Genomic DNA, 19,537 nt, shown 5'->3' with positions numbered 1-19,537 from the left:
TTATATAGCAAGAAAGCATGATCGCTGATCTACTTTCTAGGCTTTTGATTTTAGTGAAATTAACTATTCACCGGTGTTCTTTTTAATGATCTCTTCGGAAATGCTTTTCGGCACTTCCGCGTAATGATCAAAATGCATCGAATATGTTCCGCGTCCTTGTGTGTTGGAACGAAGGTTTGTTGCGTACCCAAACATCTCTGCAAGTGGCACAAAAGCACTGATGATTTGCGCGTTCCCACGGGCACCCATTCCTTCAACTCGGCCGCGCCGTGACGTAACGTCACCCATAACATCGCCCATGTATTCTTCAGGAACGATGATTTCCACTTTCATCAACGGTTCGAGCAGGGCTGGTTCACACTTGGATTTTGCTTCTTTAAGCGCCATTGAAGCGGCAATTTTAAATGCCATTTCATTGGAATCCACATCATGGTAAGACCCATCATACAGTCGCGCTTTTACATCGATCAATGGATAACCGGCAAGCAAACCGTTTTGCAACGCTTCTTCCACGCCTTGTTCCACTGAGCCAATGTACTCCCGCGGGACAACTCCGCCAACGATCGCATTTTCAAATTCAAAGCCTGCGCCTTGTTCATTCGGACTAAACTCAATCCAAACATGGCCGTATTGACCACGACCTCCGGATTGGCGAATGAACTTGCCTTCACATTGTGCAGAGGCTTTGATCGTTTCACGATAAGAGACTTGCGGCGCGCCGACGATGGCTTCGACTTTAAATTCCCGTTTCAAACGGTCCACAATGATGTCCAGGTGCAATTCACCCATACCGGAAATGACCGTTTGGCCCGTTTCCTCATCTGTATACGTTTTAAACGTAGGATCTTCTTCCGAAAGTTTGCCGAGTGCAACGCCCATTTTGTCTTGATCCGCTTTTGATTTCGGCTCTACCGACAAGGAGATAACCGTTTCCGGAAAGTCCATTGATTCAAGGATCACCCGATCCTTCTCATCACAAAGTGTATCACCTGTCGCCGTGTCTTTCAAACCGATACCGGCGGCAATATCACCGGAGTAGACTTTAGAAATCTCTTCCCGTGAATTGGCGTGCATCTGCAAAATTCGGCCGACGCGTTCGCGGTTATCTTTTGAAGAGTTGCGTACGTAAGACCCGGATGAGAGTGTACCTGAATAAACGCGGAAGAATGTCAATTTGCCTACATAAGGATCGGTCATAATTTTAAAAGCCAGAGCTGAAAATGACCCTTCGTCATCAGCTTCACGAGTTACTTCTTCTTCCGAATCCGGCTTGATCCCTTTAATGGCGGGAACGTCCGTCGGTGCCGGCAAGTAATCAATGACTCCATCCAAGATCAATTGAACGCCTTTGTTTTTAAAAGCCGATCCGCAAAAGACAGGGTAAAATTCAATATCCAATGTTGCTTTACGGATTGCTTTTTTTACATCCTCGTTGCTCAGTTCTTCGCCTTCCAGGTACATCATCATCAAATCTTCATCGAATTCTGCAACGGCATCAATCAGTTGCTCACGATAGGTGTCTGCTTGTTCACGGTACTCCTCGGGGATCTCGCGGACTTCTGTGTCCTTGCCCAAGTCATCCAAATAATAGTGGGCTTTCATTTCCACAAGATCGATGATTCCTTCGAATTCATCTTCGGCACCGATCGGGAGCTGAACGGCGTGAGCGTTCGCTCCGAGACGATCTCTTAATGTACTAACCGAATAGAGGAAGTCCGCGCCTACTTTATCCATTTTGTTGACGAAAACAATTCTTGGCACATGATAGGTCGTAGCCTGACGCCACACCGTTTCGGTTTGCGGTTCAACGCCTGATTGCGCATCAAGAACAGCTACCGAGCCATCAAGGACACGCAGGGAACGTTCCACTTCGACCGTGAAGTCGACGTGCCCGGGTGTATCAATGATGTTGATACGGTGATCTTTCCATTGGGCTGTTGTCGCGGCAGATGTGATGGTAATCCCACGGTCTTGCTCTTGTGACATCCAGTCCATTTGGGAAGCACCCTCATGTGTTTCTCCAATTTTATGAGTACGGCCGGTATAGAACAAAATACGTTCCGTGGCCGTCGTTTTACCGGCATCGATGTGAGCCATGATGCCGATATTACGTGTTTTCTCCAAGGAGAACTCTCTTGACATGGCCTACACTTTCTCCTTTCATCCATTTCTGGCGGGTTTCCTGCTTAAAGAGCGACAACATTACCAACGGTAATGGGCGAAGGCTTTATTTGCTTCTGCCATACGATGCGTATCTTCACGCTTTCTGACAGCGGAGCCGGTATTATTGGCTGCATCCAATATTTCATTCGCCAAGCGCTCTTCCATTGATTTTTCTCCACGCAAACGCGCGTAGCTGACCAACCAACGCAATCCTAAGGTCGTACGGCGGTCGGGCTTCACTTCGATCGGCACCTGATAGTTGGCACCGCCGACACGTCGGGCCTTAACTTCAAGCACAGGCATAATATTTTTCAACGCCTGATCGAAGATTTCCATTGGTTCCTCACCGCTACGTTCACGGACTAAGTCGAATGATTTATACAGGATATTTTGCGCCTTCCCTTTTTTGCCGTCAATCATAATACGGTTAATGAGCCGAGTCACCAACTTGGAATTATAAATTGGATCCGGCAATACTTCGCGACGAGGCACGGGACCTTTACGAGGCATGTCCAACCCTCCTTCCTTAATCACTGAAGTTTATTTTTTTGCACGTTTTGTTCCGTATTTGGAACGGCCTTGCTTACGACCCTGGACACCTGCAGTGTCTAGGCTGCCTCGGACAATGTGATAGCGCACACCCGGAAGGTCTTTCACACGGCCTCCGCGAATAAGCACAACACTATGCTCTTGCAAATTGTGGCCGATTCCCGGGATATATGCCGTTACTTCAATCCCATTGGTCAAGCGAACACGGGCATACTTACGCAATGCCGAGTTTGGTTTTTTCGGTGTCATTGTGCCGACACGTGTACAAACACCTTGTTTTTGCGGAGAAGACTGATTGGTCGGCACTTTCTTAATGCTGTCAAAACCTTTGTTAAGTGCCGGCGAATCAGATGTCTTCGGTTTTGTTTGGCGTCGCTTGCGAACAAGCTGATTAATCGTTGGCATCGATTTTTTCCTCCTTTCTTAAACACATTTTCCGCGCGAGTAATTGAATGATGCTAATTGCTCGTGAACCCTTGCCCAACCAGGTTTTATAAGACCACTGTTCCAGGTGGTTCACATCAAAGCAAAAGGAATGTTCTTACCAGACAGACGAGACTGCCGAGCAAAAACCATTTACCGTTTTTCAGCATTTACCCTTTTATTTAAGGCTTTGCCGAACTGATATCTTATTATGAGTTCCCTTTTTTCGGGAAATCACGCGCACCTTTGATATTTTACCAAAGGGAAAATACGATGTCAATTTATTTTTGGTGATCCTATCATTCATTGACGGATGCCGGCAAGGGTGGAAAAGACCTTCATTTTCCACCCCACACGGCTAATTCTCACATTCAACACATACCGATTTTACCGACGCGAAAGAGCACTTTCAGGCTCCTCCACAGTTTCTGCTTCATTTTCTTCGCCGTTATCCGCTTTGAGAGAGCGATAGCGTTGCATGCCTGTTCCCGCCGGTACGAGTTTTCCGAGAATCACGTTTTCTTTTAAGCCGAGCAACGCGTCTGCCCTTCCTTTGATCGCCGCATCCGTAAGGACACGGGTTGTTTCCTGGAAGGAGGCCGCCGATAGGAAAGAGTCAGTCTCAAGGGAAGCTTTTGTGATCCCAAGAATAACAGGTGTACCGACCGCCGGGCGCTGGTTGCTGCGAAGCACATCTTTGTTAACATCATTGAAGTGGTTCACTTCCACCAATGTGCCAGGCAATACATCCGTATCCCCCGAGTCATTTACGCGGATTTTACGGAGCATCTGCCGAACCATGACTTCTACGTGCTTATCGCCAATTTCCACGCCCTGCATACGATAGACTTTCTGAACTTCCTTGAGCAAGTATTCCTTAACTTCCTTAATGCCGGTTACTTTCAGCAATTCTTTCGGATCAATGGAACCTTCCGTGAGCGCTTGGCCGGCTTCAACATGATCTCCTTCTGCCACACGTAACCGTGCACCGTACGCGGTTGTATAAGATTTCGATTCGATCTCCCCGCTGATAATGATGTCTTTCTTGTCTCCCGCATCGTGAATCTCACTTACCGTACCCTCAAGTTCGGTAATAAGCGCCTGCCCTTTCGGGTTACGGGCTTCAAAAAGTTCTTGAATACGCGGGAGACCTTGGGTAATGTCATCACCGGCCACCCCGCCGGTGTGGAACGTACGCATCGTTAACTGTGTTCCCGGCTCACCGATGGATTGCGCGGAGATAATGCCAACCGCTTCTCCAACCTCAACATCGCTGCCGGTCGCCAAATTACGGCCATAGCATTTTTTGCAAACGCCACGGGCAGTGTCACAGGCAAAGACAGAACGGATCGTTACCTTTTCAATACCGGCATCGACAATCGCTTTCGCGGTATCTTCAGTGATCAAGTCATTTTTTTCCGCGAGGACATCGCCGCTGTCAGGGTGAATGACCGTTTGAAACGCTACGCGCCCCACAAGCCGGTCGTATAGACCTTCGATAATCTCCGTTCCTTCCCGTAATGTCTCAACCGAGAGCCCACGATCTGTTCCACAATCGTCTTCACGAACGATGACATCTTGGGCAACATCAACGAGCCGGCGGGTCAAGTAACCGGAATCGGCGGTTTTCAGCGCTGTGTCTGCCAGACCTTTGCGCGCACCATGGGTGGAAATAAAATACTCCAATACCGTCAAACCTTCCCGGAAACTGGATTTAATGGGAAGTTCGATGATTTGTCCGGACGGATTAGCCATCAACCCGCGCATTCCGGCTAACTGCGTGAAGTTAGAGGCGTTCCCGCGAGAACCGGAGTCACTCATCATATAGATTGGGTTCGCCGTATCCAGTGTTTTCATCAGACGCTCTTGAATCGTTTCTTTTGCTTCGCTCCAAATGGAGATGACTTTGTCGTATCTTTCATCTTCCGTGATCAAACCGCGTCTAAACTGCTTCATCACACGGTTAACTTTCTCCTCGGCCTCATCGAGGATCTCTTTCTTTTCAGGTAGAACAACCACATCGGAAATGCCCACTGTAATACCGGCTTTTGTTGAGTAGTAGAACCCAAGATCTTTCATGCTATCCAACATCCGGGAGGTTTCCGTAACCTGGAATTTCTTAAATACTTCAGCGATGATGTCACCGAGAAAGCCTTTTTTAAATGGAGACACGATTTCCATTTCCGCTAGCGTACTTTTTACATCCGTTCCTTTCGGAACAAAATATTTTTCCGGTGTTTCGTTTACCAAGTTGCCGGCAGAGGGCTCATTAATATACGGAAAGCTGCTTGGTAAAATTTCATTGAATATCAATTTCCCGATCGATGTCAGCAACAACTGATCTTTCGCTTTTTCGGGAAACATACTGCTTTTCATCGAAGAAACCGAAACAGCCACACGTGTATGCAGGTGCACAAAGCCATTTTGGTACGCCGTAATTGCTTCGTTGCTGTCTTTGAATACGGCCCCTTCACCCGCGGCATTTTTACGCTCGGAGGTAAGGTAATAGTTCCCGAGTACCATATCCTGTGAAGGCGTAACGACCGGATTTCCGTCCTTTGGGTTTAGAATGTTTTGCGCAGACATCATCAGAACCCGGGCTTCCGCTTGCGCTTCTGCCGATAGCGGCACGTGAACCGCCATTTGGTCCCCGTCAAAGTCCGCGTTGTAAGCCGTACAAACGAGCGGATGCAGGCGAATGGCCCGACCTTCAACGAGTACCGGCTCAAACGCCTGGATTCCCAACCTGTGTAGCGTTGGTGCCCGGTTTAGCAATACCGGATGTTCTTTGATCACATCTTCAAGGACATCCCATATTTCCGGTTGGACACGATCGACCTTCCTCTTGGCACTTTTAATATTATGAGCCGATCCATTTGCCACCAACTCTTTCATGACAAAAGGCTTAAACAATTCCAGCGCCATTTCTTTCGGGAGTCCGCACTGATACATTTTCAAACTCGGACCTACGACGATAACCGAACGGCCGGAGTAGTCGACACGCTTCCCGAGCAGATTTTGCCGGAATCGTCCCTGTTTCCCTTTGAGCATGTGGGAAAGTGATTTTAACGGACGGTTTCCCGGACCGGTGATCGGTCGGCCACGCCTCCCGTTATCAATAAGCGCATCAACAGCTTCCTGGAGCATACGTTTTTCGTTTTGGACGATGATGCTTGGCGCTCCGAGATCCAATAAACGCTTTAAGCGGTTATTTCGGTTAATCACCCGACGATACAAATCATTCAAATCAGAAGTGGCAAACCGGCCACCGTCCAGCTGAACCATTGGACGCAATTCCGGCGGGATGATAGGGAGAACGTCCATGATCATCCATGCCGGGTGATTGCCTGAATGGCGAAAAGCCTCCAGCACTTCCAAACGTTTAATGGCACGTGTGCGGCGTTGTCCTTGTGCCGTTTCAAGCTCATCTCGCAACGTTTTTACTTCTTGCTCGAGATTTAAATCGGATAAAATCTTGCGAATCGCTTCCGCACCCATTTGCGCGGTGAAAGAACGTCCATATTTATCATAATACGAGCGGTATTCTTTTTCGGAAAGCAACTGTTTATATTCAAGTGGTGTGTCACCTGTTTCCGTAACAACATATGAAGCAAAATAGATGACTTCTTCGAGGGAGCGAGGGGACATATCGAGAACGAGCCCCATCCGACTCGGAATACCTTTAAAATACCAAATGTGTGATACCGGAGCTGCCAGTTCAATGTGCCCCATACGCTCACGGCGTACTTTCGCCCGTGTTACTTCAACCCCGCATCGGTCACAGACAACTCCTTTATAGCGGACACGCTTATATTTCCCGCAATGGCATTCCCAGTCCTTTTGCGGACCAAAAATACGCTCGCAAAACAAGCCATCTTTTTCCGGTTTCAATGTCCGATAGTTGATGGTTTCAGGTTTTTTTACTTCTCCTCTCGACCAATTGCGGATCTTATCGGAAGAAGCAAGGCCTACTTTCATGTATTCAAAATTATTGACATCTATCAAAGGGTGGTCCCTCCCTTTCTTAGCGCACGAATTGTCATTAGAAAACTTCCGTCAGAGGGAATCGGGGTGTTCGTCGCCCACGTTTCCGGAAGTCAGACATTGAAAGCCGGAAATCGAAAGACCCTGAAAAAAGTCTTTTTCGACCTCTGGCCCCTGAAATCTGACTTCCGTCTATGGAGCGTGGGTGACAAGGGTGAAGAACGCTATAAAGGGCGTCCTTCACCTGCCTCTTTTACATGCTTAAGCGTTCTCCGTAGACTCCAATTTCAGGTTCATTTTTTCGCTCGACTGGTCTTCTTCATCATCCAGCTCTTTCATTTCAATCTCTTCTTCATTGCTGGAAAGCATTTTTACGTCCATGCCAAGGCTTTGGAGTTCTTTAATCAACACTTTGAACGATTCCGGAACGCCCGGTTCCGGTACATTCTCGCCTTTAACGATCGACTCATACGTTTTAACACGGCCAATCGTATCGTCAGACTTTACCGTTAGGATTTCTTGCAACGTATATGCAGCACCGTAGGCCTCAAGTGCCCAAACTTCCATCTCGCCAAATCGCTGGCCGCCAAATTGCGCTTTACCGCCCAGCGGTTGTTGCGTAACCAATGAATAGGGACCGGTGGACCGGGCATGCAGTTTGTCATCCACCATATGCGCCAGCTTAATCATATACATGACACCGACAGACACACGATTATCATAAGCCTCACCGCTGCGCCCATCATATAAAACCGTTTTGCCGTCGCTGGCTATCCCTGCTTCTTCGAGCGATTCCTGAACATCTTCTTCACGGGCACCATCAAAGACCGGTGTCGCAACATGAATGCCAAGTTCACGCGCAGACATGCCCAAGTGCATTTCCAGCACTTGTCCGATATTCATTCGCGAAGGCACCCCTAGAGGGTTTAACATCATGTCTACCGGCGTGCCGTCCGGCATGAAAGGCATATCTTCCTCTGGCAAAATCCGGGAAATAACGCCTTTATTTCCGTGCCGCCCGGCCATTTTATCGCCTTCGTGAATCTTTCGCTTTTGCACGATATACACACGGACAAGCTGATTCACACCAGGCGGCAGCTCATCGCCGTCTTCACGGTTGAAGATCTTCACATCGAGGACAATGCCGTCTCCACCGTGAGGTGCTTTCAACGACGTATCGCGTACTTCACGCGCTTTTTCACCGAAAATGGCATGAAGCAAGCGTTCTTCAGCGGTAAGTTCGGTCATCCCTTTCGGTGTCACTTTGCCGACAAGGATATCTCCGTCTTTAATTTCGGCACCGACACGGATAATGCCCCGATCATCAAGGTTTCGCAAAGCGTCCTCGCCGACGTTCGGGATATCGCGCGTGATCTCTTCCGGTCCAAGCTTCGTGTCACGCGCTTCCGATTCATATTCTTCAATATGAATGGAGGTGAATACATCATCCTTTACGAGCCGTTCACTGAGGATGATGGCATCTTCATAGTTATATCCTTCCCAAGTCATAAAGGCAAGAAGCACATTTCGGCCAATCGCCATTTCCCCTTTATCCATCGAAGGTCCGTCGGCCAATACTTCTCCTTTATCGATGACATCGCCGCCTTCGACAATCGGGCGTTGATTATAGCTCGTGCCTTGATTGGAACGGATAAACTTGGACATTCTATATACATCTTCATCAGTTTCAACTTCGTTTCCGTCTACTTCTTCAAGACGACGCATCCGGATTTCTCTTGCCGTCACACGTTTGACGATCCCGCGATGAGCGGCGGTGATGGCCGCACCGGAATCCTTTGCGGAAACATATTCCATGCCTGTTCCGACGACAGGTGCTTCAGGCTCCAACAACGGAACGGCTTGGCGCTGCATATTCGCCCCCATCAGCGCACGGTTGGAATCATCGTTTTCCAGGAATGGGATGGATGCTGTTGCCGCCGAGACAACTTGTTTCGGGGAAACATCCATGTAATCAATGCGATCTTTCGACACGATTGTATTTTCTTCACGGAAACGAGCAATGATATGATCATCGACGAACGTGCCGTCTTCATTTAGTCTCGCGTTAGCCTGGGCCACAACGTAGTTCAATTCCTCATCCGCCGTCAAATAGTCCACGCGACCGGAGACAACCCCTGTTTCCGGGTCGACACGCCGATAAGGCGTCTCCATAAACCCAAATTCGTTGACTTTTGCATACGAGGACAAGGAGTTGATCAAGCCGATATTCGGACCCTCAGGTGTTTCAATCGGGCACATACGCCCATAGTGAGAATAGTGAACGTCACGAACTTCCATACCGGCCCGTTCTCTCGTTAAACCGCCGGGACCGAGCGCAGACAAACGACGCTTATGGGTCAGCTCGGCAAGCGGGTTCGTTTGATCCATAAATTGCGAAAGCTGAGAGCTTCCGAAAAACTCTTTGATGGAAGCAATGACCGGACGAATATTAATGAGCCCTTGCGGCGTGATTTGGCTCGGGTCTTGAATAGACATACGTTCGCGCACGACACGTTCCATTCGGGATAAACCAATGCGGAACTGATTTTGCAACAATTCACCGACCGAGCGCAAACGGCGATTTCCGAGGTGATCAATATCATCCGTGCCGCCGACACCATGAAGCAAATTGAAGAAATAGCTAATGGAAGCGACGATATCTTCAGGCGTAATGTTTTTGATCCCGGAATCCAAGGTCCCGTTGCTAATAACTTCAATCGTCTGCTCGCCATCCGGATCGTTAGGGGCATAAACTTTAACCGATTGAACGGTTACTTCGCTCTCCTCGTCAACAATACCTCCGGCGATCCTGAAGGATGTGAACCCGAGACCATCTTCCAGATAGGGAAGCAAACGGTCAAGCACACGCCTGTCAATGAGTGTTCCTTCTTCCGCGAGAATTTCCCCGGTTTCCGGATCCGCTAGGGTCTCTGCTAAAACTTGATTAAAAAGACGCTCTTTAATATGCAACTTCTTATTGATTTTATAGCGCCCTACATTCGCTAAATCATATCGTTTCGGATCAAAAAAGCGGGATTCAAGCAAGCTGCGGGCATTGTCTACCGTCGGCGGCTCGCCGGGACGAAGACGCTCATAGATTTCCAACAGCGCTTTCTCCGTATCATCCGTATTGTCTTTTTCCAAAGCATTGCGCAGAAACTCATTTTCACCTATTAAATCAACGATCTCCTGGTCTGACCCAAAGCCAAGTGCCCTTAATAGGACCGTTACGGGAATTTTCCGGGTGCGATCGATCCGTACGTACGTAATATCTTTCGCATCCGTTTCAAATTCAAGCCAAGCACCGCGATTCGGGATGACGGTCGCGGTAAACCCTCTTTTCCCGTTTTTATCGAATTTTTGGTTGTAATAAACACTGGGAGAACGAACAAGTTGGGAAACAATCACGCGTTCGGCCCCGTTAATAATAAATGTTCCGGTATCGGTCATGAGCGGGAAGTCACCCATGAATACTTCCTGTTCCTTCACCTCACCGGTTTCCTGGTTCATGAGACGGACCTTCACACGTAATGGAGCAGAATACGTGACATCCCGCTCTTTAGAATCTTCGACGGAGTACTTCGGCTCACCAAGGCTATAGTCGATAAATTCCAAGACGAGATTGCCAGTAAAATCTTCTATAGGGGAGATGTCCTGAAACATGACTCGCATCCCTTCATCGAGAAACCACTGATAGGAAGACGTTTGAATCTCAATGAGATTAGGTAGCTCAAGTACCTCGCTAATTCTTGCATAGCTTCTTCGCTGGCGATGACGTCCATACTGAATAAGTTGACCTGTCAACGAATTCACCCCTCAAAATCCGTATATTGTTTAGCATCCTTCAGGCCCCCGGCACGGCCCATGCTACGAGAGAAAAAAGATCATTCTTTAAATAGCAATCGGCTAATTTTTAAAAGAATGATGCCGTCAGTTATATACAAGGGGGCAACACGTAGTACAATGAATTTAACCCAAAATCGTTTCGGGGCAATTTTTTCGGATTATACCAGTGTTCCCAAACCCAATAACCTTTATACGAGTAAATGAAAAGAAAAACGATACGATTCATATAGTTATACGCATTATATGATAGTACCATAAAGCAACCTGAAGGTCAACCATTTTTTGCGCTCACCTCTCACTTCGCACCTCCGAAATCATGCTTGGGCCTTCAAAACGACATACCCTTTTGCTTTCTTCACTTCAACGACTTCCCTATATAATTCTTGAAGTTTTCGTTTTGTTGTCGGTGCCCCTTGTTTTTTTCGGATCACAACCCAGAGCGCACCCCCGGGCAGCAAGTAATCATAGGCCTCCGAATAAATCGCGTGCACCGTCGCTTTCCCTGCCCGAATCGGAGGATTCATCACAATTGCCGAAAACCGTTCCTCGTTCCCCACACCCGAAAAACGATCTCCCGACACAACTTCCACCCGATTTGCATCGTTACGGGTAACATTTTGCCGCGCAAGCGCTACCGCCCGCTCATTCACATCACTCATCACTACGCGGCGCTCGGAAAATGCCGCGAGAACAATCCCGATTGGTCCGTATCCACACCCCATATCCAAGAGCGGACCGGAAATATCAGGATCGGTAAATGACTCAATCAAAAAACGGCTCCCGAAGTCCAATCCTTCTTTTGAAAAAACCCCGTGGTCGGCAACGAAAGAAAACGAGCGTCCTTTCACTTCGATTGTAAACGATCGCTCTTCACTCGATGACTCCGGATGCCGGCTGTAATAATGTTGCGACAACGGTTTTCACCTCCTCGTCGTGGAGAAAAAGCTTCCCTACACAGTTGCAGGGAAGCTTTTTCGTTTACAATGCTTTTATTTTAATTCAACTTCTGCGCCGGCTTCTTCAAGCTGGCTCTTCATGTCTTCGGCGTCTTCTTTGCTCACGCCTTCTTTGATTGTTTCCGGAGCACCGTCCACAAGCGCTTTTGCCTCTTTAAGGCCAAGATCTGCTATGCCGCGCACAACTTTGATGACGTTAATTTTGGAAGCACCCGCGCTATTTAGCACAACGTTAAATTCCGTCTGTTCTTCTTCGGCAGCTTCTCCGCCACCGTCGCCACCGCCGACAGCAACCGGTGCTGCTGCAGTTACTCCGAATTCTTCTTCGATGGCTTTGACAAGATCGTTCAGTTCAAGAACGGTCATGCCTTTAATTTCTTCAATGATTTGTTCTTTTGCCATTATAATATCCTCCTTAAGGAATATAGTTTAAGATGCGTCTTCGTTTCCCTCTTTTTGGTCAGCCACTGCTTTGGAAGCAAGAGCGAAGTTGCGAAGCGGCGCTTGCAAGACACTGAGCAACATGGACATAAGCCCGTCGTAAGAAGGAAGCTCGGCAAGTTGCTTGATGTCGTCAACAGCTGTTACCTCTCCCTGGATGATGCCTGTCTTGATCTCAAGTGCTTCATTCTCTTTCGAGAAGTTATGCAAAACTTTCGCGGCTGCCACTGCATCGGTACGGCTCGTAGCAATTGCTGTCGGCCCGACGAGATGCTCATCAACATCCGTGTAGTTCGTTTCTTCCGTCGCGCGGCGTGTCATTGTATTTTTATATACCTTAAACTCTACGTCCGCTTCACGAAGCTTGCTGCGAAGTTCCGTTGCTTGAGCGACATTGAGTCCGCGGTAATCGACGAAAATAATCGATTCACTGTTCGCAAGCTTATCGGCAATTTCTTGTACGACCGCTTGTTTTTGTTCGAGCACAGTGCTCATCATTCCACCCCCTACTCTATTTAATCACTAACGCAGAACGGGTTTGAGCGTCTTTGGAACATAAAAAAGACCTCTTTACACCGCGTTTTACGTAGACATAAAAAGGTCTTCTCCTCATTTGAACAGCCCAAACCGGATTGTCCGCTATGATGTGAAATAAACCTCGGCAGGACATTAAGCACAAAACGCGCACCTGCTGTCTACGGTTGATACGATTTTCGTTTGCCAATGTTGATTATAGGCAAGACAAAAGCGAGTGTCAAACACTAATTCCGCTTGTCGTTACCTTTACACCCGGTCCCATGGAAGAAGCGACCGAGATATTTCGCATATAGACGCCTTTGGCGGCAGATGGTTTTGCCTTTGCAAGCGTGTCGATGACCGTATTAAGATTCTCGTTCAACTGCTGCGCATCGAAAGACACTTTTCCGATCGGCACATGCACATTTCCTGCTTTCTCCACACGGTACTCGACTTTACCTGCTTTAATTTCGTTCACCGCTTGAGCGATATCCATCGTTACCGTCCCTGTTTTCGGGTTCGGCATTAAGCCGCGGGGACCAAGCACGCGTCCGAGTTTACCAACCTGAGCCATCATATCGGGTGTCGCCACAACGACATCAAAATCCAACCAACCTTGTTGAATACGATTGACAAGCTCTTCCTCGCCGACAATATCGGCGCCGGCTTCCTCAGCTTCTTTTGCTTTTTCGCCTTTTGCAAATACGAGTACACGCTTTGTTTTCCCTGTTCCGTGAGGGAGAACAACGGCACCGCGGATTTGTTGATCGGCTTTACGCGGATCAACACCGAGACGAACCGCAACTTCTACCGTCTCATCAAAATTCGCTGGAGCTACTTTTTGCACGAGCTCCAATGCCTCGACGGATGTGTAGTTGCGTGACGTATCCACTTGTTTTTGTGCATCTATAAATTTTTTCCCTTGTTTTTTAGGCATTTCATTTCAACTCCTCTATTGTGGTATTAACGGTTTTACCTCCCACGTAGAACCATACCATACACCGGTTTTGTCAAATCCGGAATATGATCTATCCTTCAATCGTGATGCCCATGCTACGCGCAGTGCCTTCAATCATACGGATGGCTGCTTCTGCACTTTCGGCATTAAGATCTTCCATTTTCGCTTCCGCAATTTCGCGAACTTTATCGGCGCTCACACTGCCGACTTTCGTCTTATGCGGTTCACCGGATCCGCCTTTTACACCTGCGGCTTCTTTTAGCAAAACCGGAGCCGGCGGCGTTTTTGTGATAAATGTAAAGGAGCGATCTTCATAAACGCTAATCTCTACAGGGATAACCGTCCCTGCCTGCTCTTGGGTGCGAGCATTGAATTCTTTACAAAAACCCATGATATTGATCCCAGCCTGACCGAGTGCAGGACCGACTGGCGGTGCCGGGTTGGCTTTTCCTGCAGGAATTTGAAGTTTAACTACTTTCTCTACCTTTCTAGCCACGCGACACACCTCCTTCATTCGTATTGTGGTGTTTCGGGCACAGCTGCCCTCCCACTTATCACTTCTTAATCGAAGCAAACAAAATAAATCGTATCATCTAAAAAGATAAACCGCAAGCATTTTTAATTATGCAGGCAAGAAGATCACATCCATCTTGTCTTTTCCCTCTTACGGTTATACTTTTTCTACTTGATTAAAATCAAGCTCTACAGGCGTTTCCCGACCGAACATATTGACGTGTACTTTGAGCTTTTGTTGTTCCCCATTAATTTCTTCTACAGTGCCCGTAAAATCAGTGAACGGACCATCTTTCACTTTTACCGACTCTTTCAATTGAACGTCAATTTCCGCTTTTGGTACATCTTCACCCATTTTCTGCAAAATGTCGTCCACTTCGTCCGGTAAAAGCGCGTTGGGTTTTGAACCTGCTCCGGGTGAACCGACAAAACCGGTGACACCCGGAGTGTTTCGTACCACATACCAAGAATCATCGGTCATAATCATTTCCACGATAACGTATCCGGGAAATGTTTTTTTGCTGACGGTCTTCGTCTTTCCGTCTTTCGTTTCCTTCTCTTCATCCATCGGGACAAGCACCCTGAAGATCTTGTCCAACATCTCCATGGACGCCACCCGCTTTTCCAGGTTAATTTTCACCCTGTTTTCATACCCGGAATACGTGTGGACCACATACCAGTTTTTCTCCATAATTGAACGGACCGGTTGATTGATCCCTTTCCTCCTTCCGCAAATTAGCTTCCTTACTCGATCATCCCATCTCTTAAGCGAGGAATGTTTCCACGAGATAAGACAGCCCAGAGTCTACAAGCGCGAAAAAAATCGTAATAAAGATGAGTGTAACCACCACCGTTCGCGTATACTTGAAAAGTTCTCCCGGTGTTGGCCAAGTGACACGTTTCATTTCTTTTCCTACTTCACGCAGGAACTTGACACTATTTTTAATAATTACGAGCCCCTCCCCTGTTATTGGCCTCGAAAAAATCTTTATTAGAAAGCTTGGCTTTTCGCCAAGCTTGTATGGCGAAAACCTTAGTTGCACTTATGCAGGTAAGTAAGTTGGTTTATACTTTCTTACCTGCAAACATAAAAAAACAACCGCTCCCGGTCTGTTTTCAACTCAAGTCTTTCTATTTGTATAAGTATTGAATCCCGGTTAGCTGCAAATCATGCCATAAACTGTACCATAGCAGGCCCCCAGTGTCAATCAGAGGCATTTCGCTCATCGAAAAACAAGAGCACGAATCGACGACCCGCGCTCATTTGGATGTGTGCAAATCCTCGAAAACAGTCGAAGATTCTGTCTTTTTTTAGAGTAAAATTTTCTTTTTTCGCGTAAATTTTTCAAGCTTCCTTTTTACCCGTTGCAATGCATTATCAATCGATTTTTCATGTGCATCTGCAGCGACAGAAATTTCCTGATAGGAATGCCCGTCCAAATAAAGGCGAAGTACTTTTTGTTCCAATTCACTTAATAATTCGGTGATTTTATGATCAACATCTTCCCAGTCTTCTTGATTAATGAGCATTTCTTCAGGGTTTGTGACAATGGTGCCGCAAATCACATCCATCAACGTGCGCTCCGATTCTTCATCATAAATGGGCTTGTCCAACGATACATATGAATTTAAAGGAAAGTGTTTCTGACGGGTAGCGGCTTTGACCGCGGTAATAATTTGGCGCGTGATGCAAAGTTCCGCAAAAGCGCGAAAAGAGGAGCGCTTGTTTCCCTTAAAATCACGAATGGCCTTAAAGAGACCAATCATCCCTTCTTGTACAATATCCTCGTGATCAGCCCCCATAAGAAAATAAGATCGGGATTTTACACGGACAAAGTTTTTGTACTTGTGAATCAATTTCTCCAACGCAGCGGAGTCTCCCTGATGTGCTTTTTTTATAAGCCGCTCTTCTTCTGTCTCCTCAACGTATCGCTGTTTCGTCTCTATGAAGTGTACATTCACAACCATCCCTCGCCCTCGCCTTCTATGTATCGTTTATCCCGGTGTTCGTGCGCCACAGGCCATGGTGATCGACCGGCCGGAGTTGCGCGGGATCTTTCCTTTTATGAAAGTCTCTGTATCTAGTAGTATAAAGAGCACAATACGGCAAGTCAATCACTTATTAATTGTTTCGACGCCACTTTTCAAAATATTCAGCGACGTCTTTAGATATGACACGATTCCCATAATCGTTTACTTTTTTCACCCGCGAGACCCGTTCGGCGACATGTTGTTCAACATCATCCATTTGTATTCTTAACTCGCGGGCAGATGTACGAAGCGCGCCACTTCCAAATGTCACCGATTGCTCCACATAATCCGACGTGGCGACATATACTTGTGTTTCGACATTTTTCAGTTTACTTACGAGCTTTTCAATACGCTCATCTGCGGTTTCCCGCTCGCGGGTATAAACAACCTCTACACGGTGGTGTTTATCTTTGCTCCCCGTACCAGGCACCATATGGGCATCGAAAACAATAATCACTCGCCTCCCTGTCACCGCTTGATACTCTGCCATTTTTCCAATGAGTAAATCCCGCGCTTCTATGAGCGAATATTTCTTGACATGTTTCAATGCCGGCCAGTCTCCGATGATGTTATAGCCATCGACAAGCACGATTTCTTTCATCGCGTTGCACCTCCCAATGGATGGCGTTTCCGCTGCACTTCATACATCAGGAGGCTACACGACACGGCAGCATTCAAAGAAGAAACTTCGCCCGACATCGGAATCCGATATAAAAAGTCGCAGGCTTCTCTCACGAGACGACTCATCCCTTTTCCTTCACTGCCAATGACCAAAACAACAGGCATATCCCCATCCAGTTCACGGTAATCGGCTTCAGCACGGGCATCCGTTCCGACCATCCAAAACCCTTCTTTTTTCAAACGTTCCATCGTTCGCACGAGATTTGTCACCTTTACGACCGGAACATGTTCAATCGCACCCGATGAAACTTTCGCTACCGCGCCGGTGAGGCCGCTCGCCCCATGTTTGGGGATGATGACACCGTCAGCGCCGGCTGCATCCGCGCTCCGCAATATAGTCCCTAAATTTTGCGGATCCTCAATGCCGTCCAACAGAATAAAAAAAGGTGCTTGTCCTTTTTGCGCCGCGCGATCAAACAAAGCGTCCATCTCTGCATAGGCGTAAGCCGAAACCGAAGCTGCAATGCCTTGATGGTTTTGAACACCGGTCAGCTGATCTATTTTTTTTCGGGGCACGTACGTGATGACAATGTTTCTTTCTTTCGCTTTGGAAATCAATCCCTGTATAGCCCCTTTCTTCACCCCTTGTGCCACCCAAATTTTTTGAACGGATGCAGAAGAATGAAGCGCCTCAAACACAGGGTTGCGGCCGGTTAACCACTCATTCTCGTTCATCGTTTTCATCCTCCCAAATGCCGGGCATTTCCGACAACAACTCCTTTAACCGTTCATGATGACCGCAAAGGTGTAAATAACCAATCAGAGCTTCAAAGCCGGTACTGTACCGATACGTAAACGCATCGGTATTTTTCGGGACGTTTCCCGATTTTGCGTTGCGGCCGCGGCGGACGATAATCTCTTCATCCGCGTTCAACCGTTGATTCTCCAACCAACGATGCAAATGATTGGCTTGTGCATTCGCGCTCACGTAAGACGTCGTTTTCTGATGGAGCTGCCCAGCACGCGTATACCCTGCCTGCAAAAAATGGGTGCGTGTATACAACTCATAGACAGCATCCCCGATATACGCGAGTGCCAAACCATTTAGCTGCGCAGGATCAATGGCGCTCATGATTTCAACACTCGTTTCCAACGCGTGCCTTGCGGGGTGTCTTCAAGCTCGATATCCTTCTCTTTTAACAAATCCCGAATGCGGTCGGCTTCCTGAAAATTTTTATGCGCCCGCGCTTCTTTTCGTTGTTCGATATAATTTTCGATATCAGCCGGCAACAGCTCTTCTTCGACGGAAAAAGAAATGCCTAGCACGTCTCCCCACTCCGCAAATGCATCCAGCATTTTTTGCAATACATCTTTGGACGTATGAGGGTCTTGCAAATAGCGATTCCCCTCTTTTACAAAATCAAACAAAACCGTAATCGCATTTCCCGTGTGGAAATCGTCGTCCATCTCCTTGATAAAACGATCCTTAAAATCCGCAATCTTCTTTAACCACTGCTCGTTCCCTGCAAAATCCGCACTCGCCCGGTAACGGTGCCGGACATTTTCCACAAACGTGCGGATCCTCGCCAACCCGGCTCCTGCGGCTTCCACCAATTCAGCGTTAAAATTAAGCGGGTGCCGGTAATGCGATTGTAAAATAAAGAAGCGGATCGCTTCGGGATCGTGTTGTTGAACTAAATCGTTGACGAGCACGAAATTTCCGAGCGACTTGGACATTTTTTCATTATCAATCTGAAGATAGCCGTTATGAAGCCAATAATTTGCCATCGGCTCCTCCAGCAAAGACTCCGATTGCGCTACTTCATTTTCATGGTGGGGAAACATGAGATCTTGCCCGCCGGCATGAATGTCAATCGTCTCTCCCAAATATTTTTTTACCATCGCCGAGCATTCGATGTGCCAGCCGGGCCGCCCTTTGCCCCAAGGACTGTCCCAAGACACTTCCCCGTCTTTTGCCGCTTTCCACAATGCAAAATCCAAAGGGTCCTGTTTTTGTTCGCCAATTTCGATACGGGCACCCGCTTGAAGGTCGTCGGTGGATTGTCCCGACAGCTTTCCATAATCGGGAAAAGCTTTCGTTTTAAAATAAACATCTCCATCGGATGCATACGCGTAGCCTTTAGTAATGAGCGATTCGATGAAAGTGATAATATCAGTCATCGTCTCCGTTACACGCGGATGAATATCTGCCCGTTTCACCCCCAATGCCGACGTATCTTCATGGAACTGGCGGATAAACCGCTCGGCCAGGGCAAAAACATCTTCACCGGCTTCTTTGGCAGCATCAATAATTTTGTCATCCACATCGGTAAAATTCGTGACATACTGTACATCATAACCGCGATAGATCAAATAGCGCCGGATCATGTCAAAAACAATCGAAGATCTGGCGTTACCGATGTGAATATAATTATAAACCGTCGGTCCGCACACATACATCTTTACCTTTCCCTCTTCAAGAGGTTGAAAAGTTTCTTTTTGCCTCGTTAACGTGTTGTACATTTGTACCGCCATC

Annotated in this window: 17 protein-coding genes and 1 other annotated feature; all 17 genes read right to left on the bottom strand. The window is 47.5% G+C overall.

Features of this window, described 5'->3' with window-relative positions; all coding sequences use genetic code 11:
* Positions 1-63: 63 nt before the first annotated feature.
* A complete protein-coding gene (gene fusA / locus HUG15_RS01055; RefSeq protein WP_200126443.1) occupies positions 64-2,142 on the bottom strand; it encodes an elongation factor G in 2,079 nt (692 codons plus the stop codon).
* Between the two features lie 60 nt (positions 2,143-2,202).
* Positions 2,203-2,673, bottom strand: coding sequence for a 30S ribosomal protein S7 (rpsG, locus tag HUG15_RS01050; protein WP_200126441.1), 471 nt, complete (start codon positions 2,671-2,673; stop codon positions 2,203-2,205).
* Between the two features lie 30 nt (positions 2,674-2,703).
* Positions 2,704-3,117: a 30S ribosomal protein S12 gene (rpsL, locus tag HUG15_RS01045; RefSeq protein WP_200126439.1), complete on the bottom strand. Its 414-nt coding sequence runs from the start codon at positions 3,115-3,117 to the stop codon at positions 2,704-2,706.
* Between the two features lie 405 nt (positions 3,118-3,522).
* Complete coding sequence (gene rpoC / locus HUG15_RS01040; protein ID WP_200126437.1) at positions 3,523-7,140, bottom strand: DNA-directed RNA polymerase subunit beta'; 3,618 nt, start codon at positions 7,138-7,140, stop codon at positions 3,523-3,525.
* Positions 7,141-7,380: 240 nt separating this feature from the next.
* Positions 7,381-10,923, bottom strand: a complete 3,543-nt coding sequence (gene rpoB / locus HUG15_RS01035; RefSeq protein ID WP_200126435.1) for a DNA-directed RNA polymerase subunit beta — start codon at positions 10,921-10,923, stop codon at positions 7,381-7,383.
* A gap of 356 nt (positions 10,924-11,279) precedes the next feature.
* Entirely contained in the window at positions 11,280-11,879 is a 600-nt protein-coding gene (locus HUG15_RS01030) for a class I SAM-dependent methyltransferase (protein ID WP_200126433.1), read from the bottom strand.
* 75 nt (positions 11,880-11,954) lie between these two features.
* Positions 11,955-12,323 (bottom strand): 50S ribosomal protein L7/L12, encoded by a 369-nt coding sequence (rplL, locus tag HUG15_RS01025; protein ID WP_200126431.1) that lies wholly within the window; start codon positions 12,321-12,323, stop codon positions 11,955-11,957.
* 27 nt (positions 12,324-12,350) lie between these two features.
* Positions 12,351-12,857, bottom strand: coding sequence for a 50S ribosomal protein L10 (gene rplJ / locus HUG15_RS01020; RefSeq protein WP_200126429.1), 507 nt, complete (start codon positions 12,855-12,857; stop codon positions 12,351-12,353).
* Positions 12,858-12,910: 53 nt separating this feature from the next.
* Positions 12,911-13,081, bottom strand: a sequence feature (ribosomal protein L10 leader region).
* Positions 13,082-13,116: 35 nt separating this feature from the next.
* Positions 13,117-13,815, bottom strand: a complete 699-nt coding sequence (rplA, locus tag HUG15_RS01015) for a 50S ribosomal protein L1 (protein WP_200126428.1) — start codon at positions 13,813-13,815, stop codon at positions 13,117-13,119.
* Positions 13,816-13,906: 91 nt separating this feature from the next.
* Positions 13,907-14,332 carry a 50S ribosomal protein L11 gene (gene rplK / locus HUG15_RS01010; RefSeq protein WP_200126426.1) on the bottom strand — a complete coding sequence of 142 codons (426 nt, stop codon included), beginning with the start codon at positions 14,330-14,332 and terminating at the stop codon, positions 13,907-13,909.
* Positions 14,333-14,506: 174 nt separating this feature from the next.
* Entirely contained in the window at positions 14,507-15,040 is a 534-nt protein-coding gene (gene nusG, locus HUG15_RS01005) for a transcription termination/antitermination protein NusG (protein ID WP_200126424.1), read from the bottom strand.
* Positions 15,041-15,113: 73 nt separating this feature from the next.
* Complete coding sequence (gene secE / locus HUG15_RS01000; RefSeq protein WP_246516450.1) at positions 15,114-15,254, bottom strand: preprotein translocase subunit SecE; 141 nt, start codon at positions 15,252-15,254, stop codon at positions 15,114-15,116.
* A 406-nt stretch (positions 15,255-15,660) separates the two neighbouring features.
* Positions 15,661-16,311 (bottom strand): RNA polymerase sporulation sigma factor SigH, encoded by a 651-nt coding sequence (sigH, locus tag HUG15_RS00995; RefSeq protein WP_425504043.1) that lies wholly within the window; start codon positions 16,309-16,311, stop codon positions 15,661-15,663.
* 160 nt (positions 16,312-16,471) lie between these two features.
* Positions 16,472-16,981, bottom strand: coding sequence for an NYN domain-containing protein (locus HUG15_RS00990; RefSeq protein ID WP_200126420.1), 510 nt, complete (start codon positions 16,979-16,981; stop codon positions 16,472-16,474).
* Positions 16,978-17,736, bottom strand: a complete 759-nt coding sequence (rlmB, locus tag HUG15_RS00985) for a 23S rRNA (guanosine(2251)-2'-O)-methyltransferase RlmB (RefSeq protein ID WP_200126418.1) — start codon at positions 17,734-17,736, stop codon at positions 16,978-16,980. The genes HUG15_RS00990 and rlmB overlap by 4 nt, the downstream gene beginning before the upstream one ends.
* A complete protein-coding gene (locus HUG15_RS00980) occupies positions 17,723-18,133 on the bottom strand; it encodes a Mini-ribonuclease 3 (RefSeq protein WP_200126416.1) in 411 nt (136 codons plus the stop codon). The genes rlmB and HUG15_RS00980 overlap by 14 nt, the downstream gene beginning before the upstream one ends.
* Positions 18,130-19,536, bottom strand: a complete 1,407-nt coding sequence (gene cysS / locus HUG15_RS00975; protein WP_200126414.1) for a cysteine--tRNA ligase — start codon at positions 19,534-19,536, stop codon at positions 18,130-18,132. The genes HUG15_RS00980 and cysS overlap by 4 nt, the downstream gene beginning before the upstream one ends.
* Position 19,537: the final 1 nt, after the last annotated feature.

Source organism: Salicibibacter cibarius (genome assembly GCF_016495725.1).
Classification (GTDB): domain Bacteria; phylum Bacillota; class Bacilli; order Bacillales; family Marinococcaceae; genus Salicibibacter; species Salicibibacter cibarius.
This window is presented reverse-complemented; position numbering and strand designations above follow the sequence as displayed.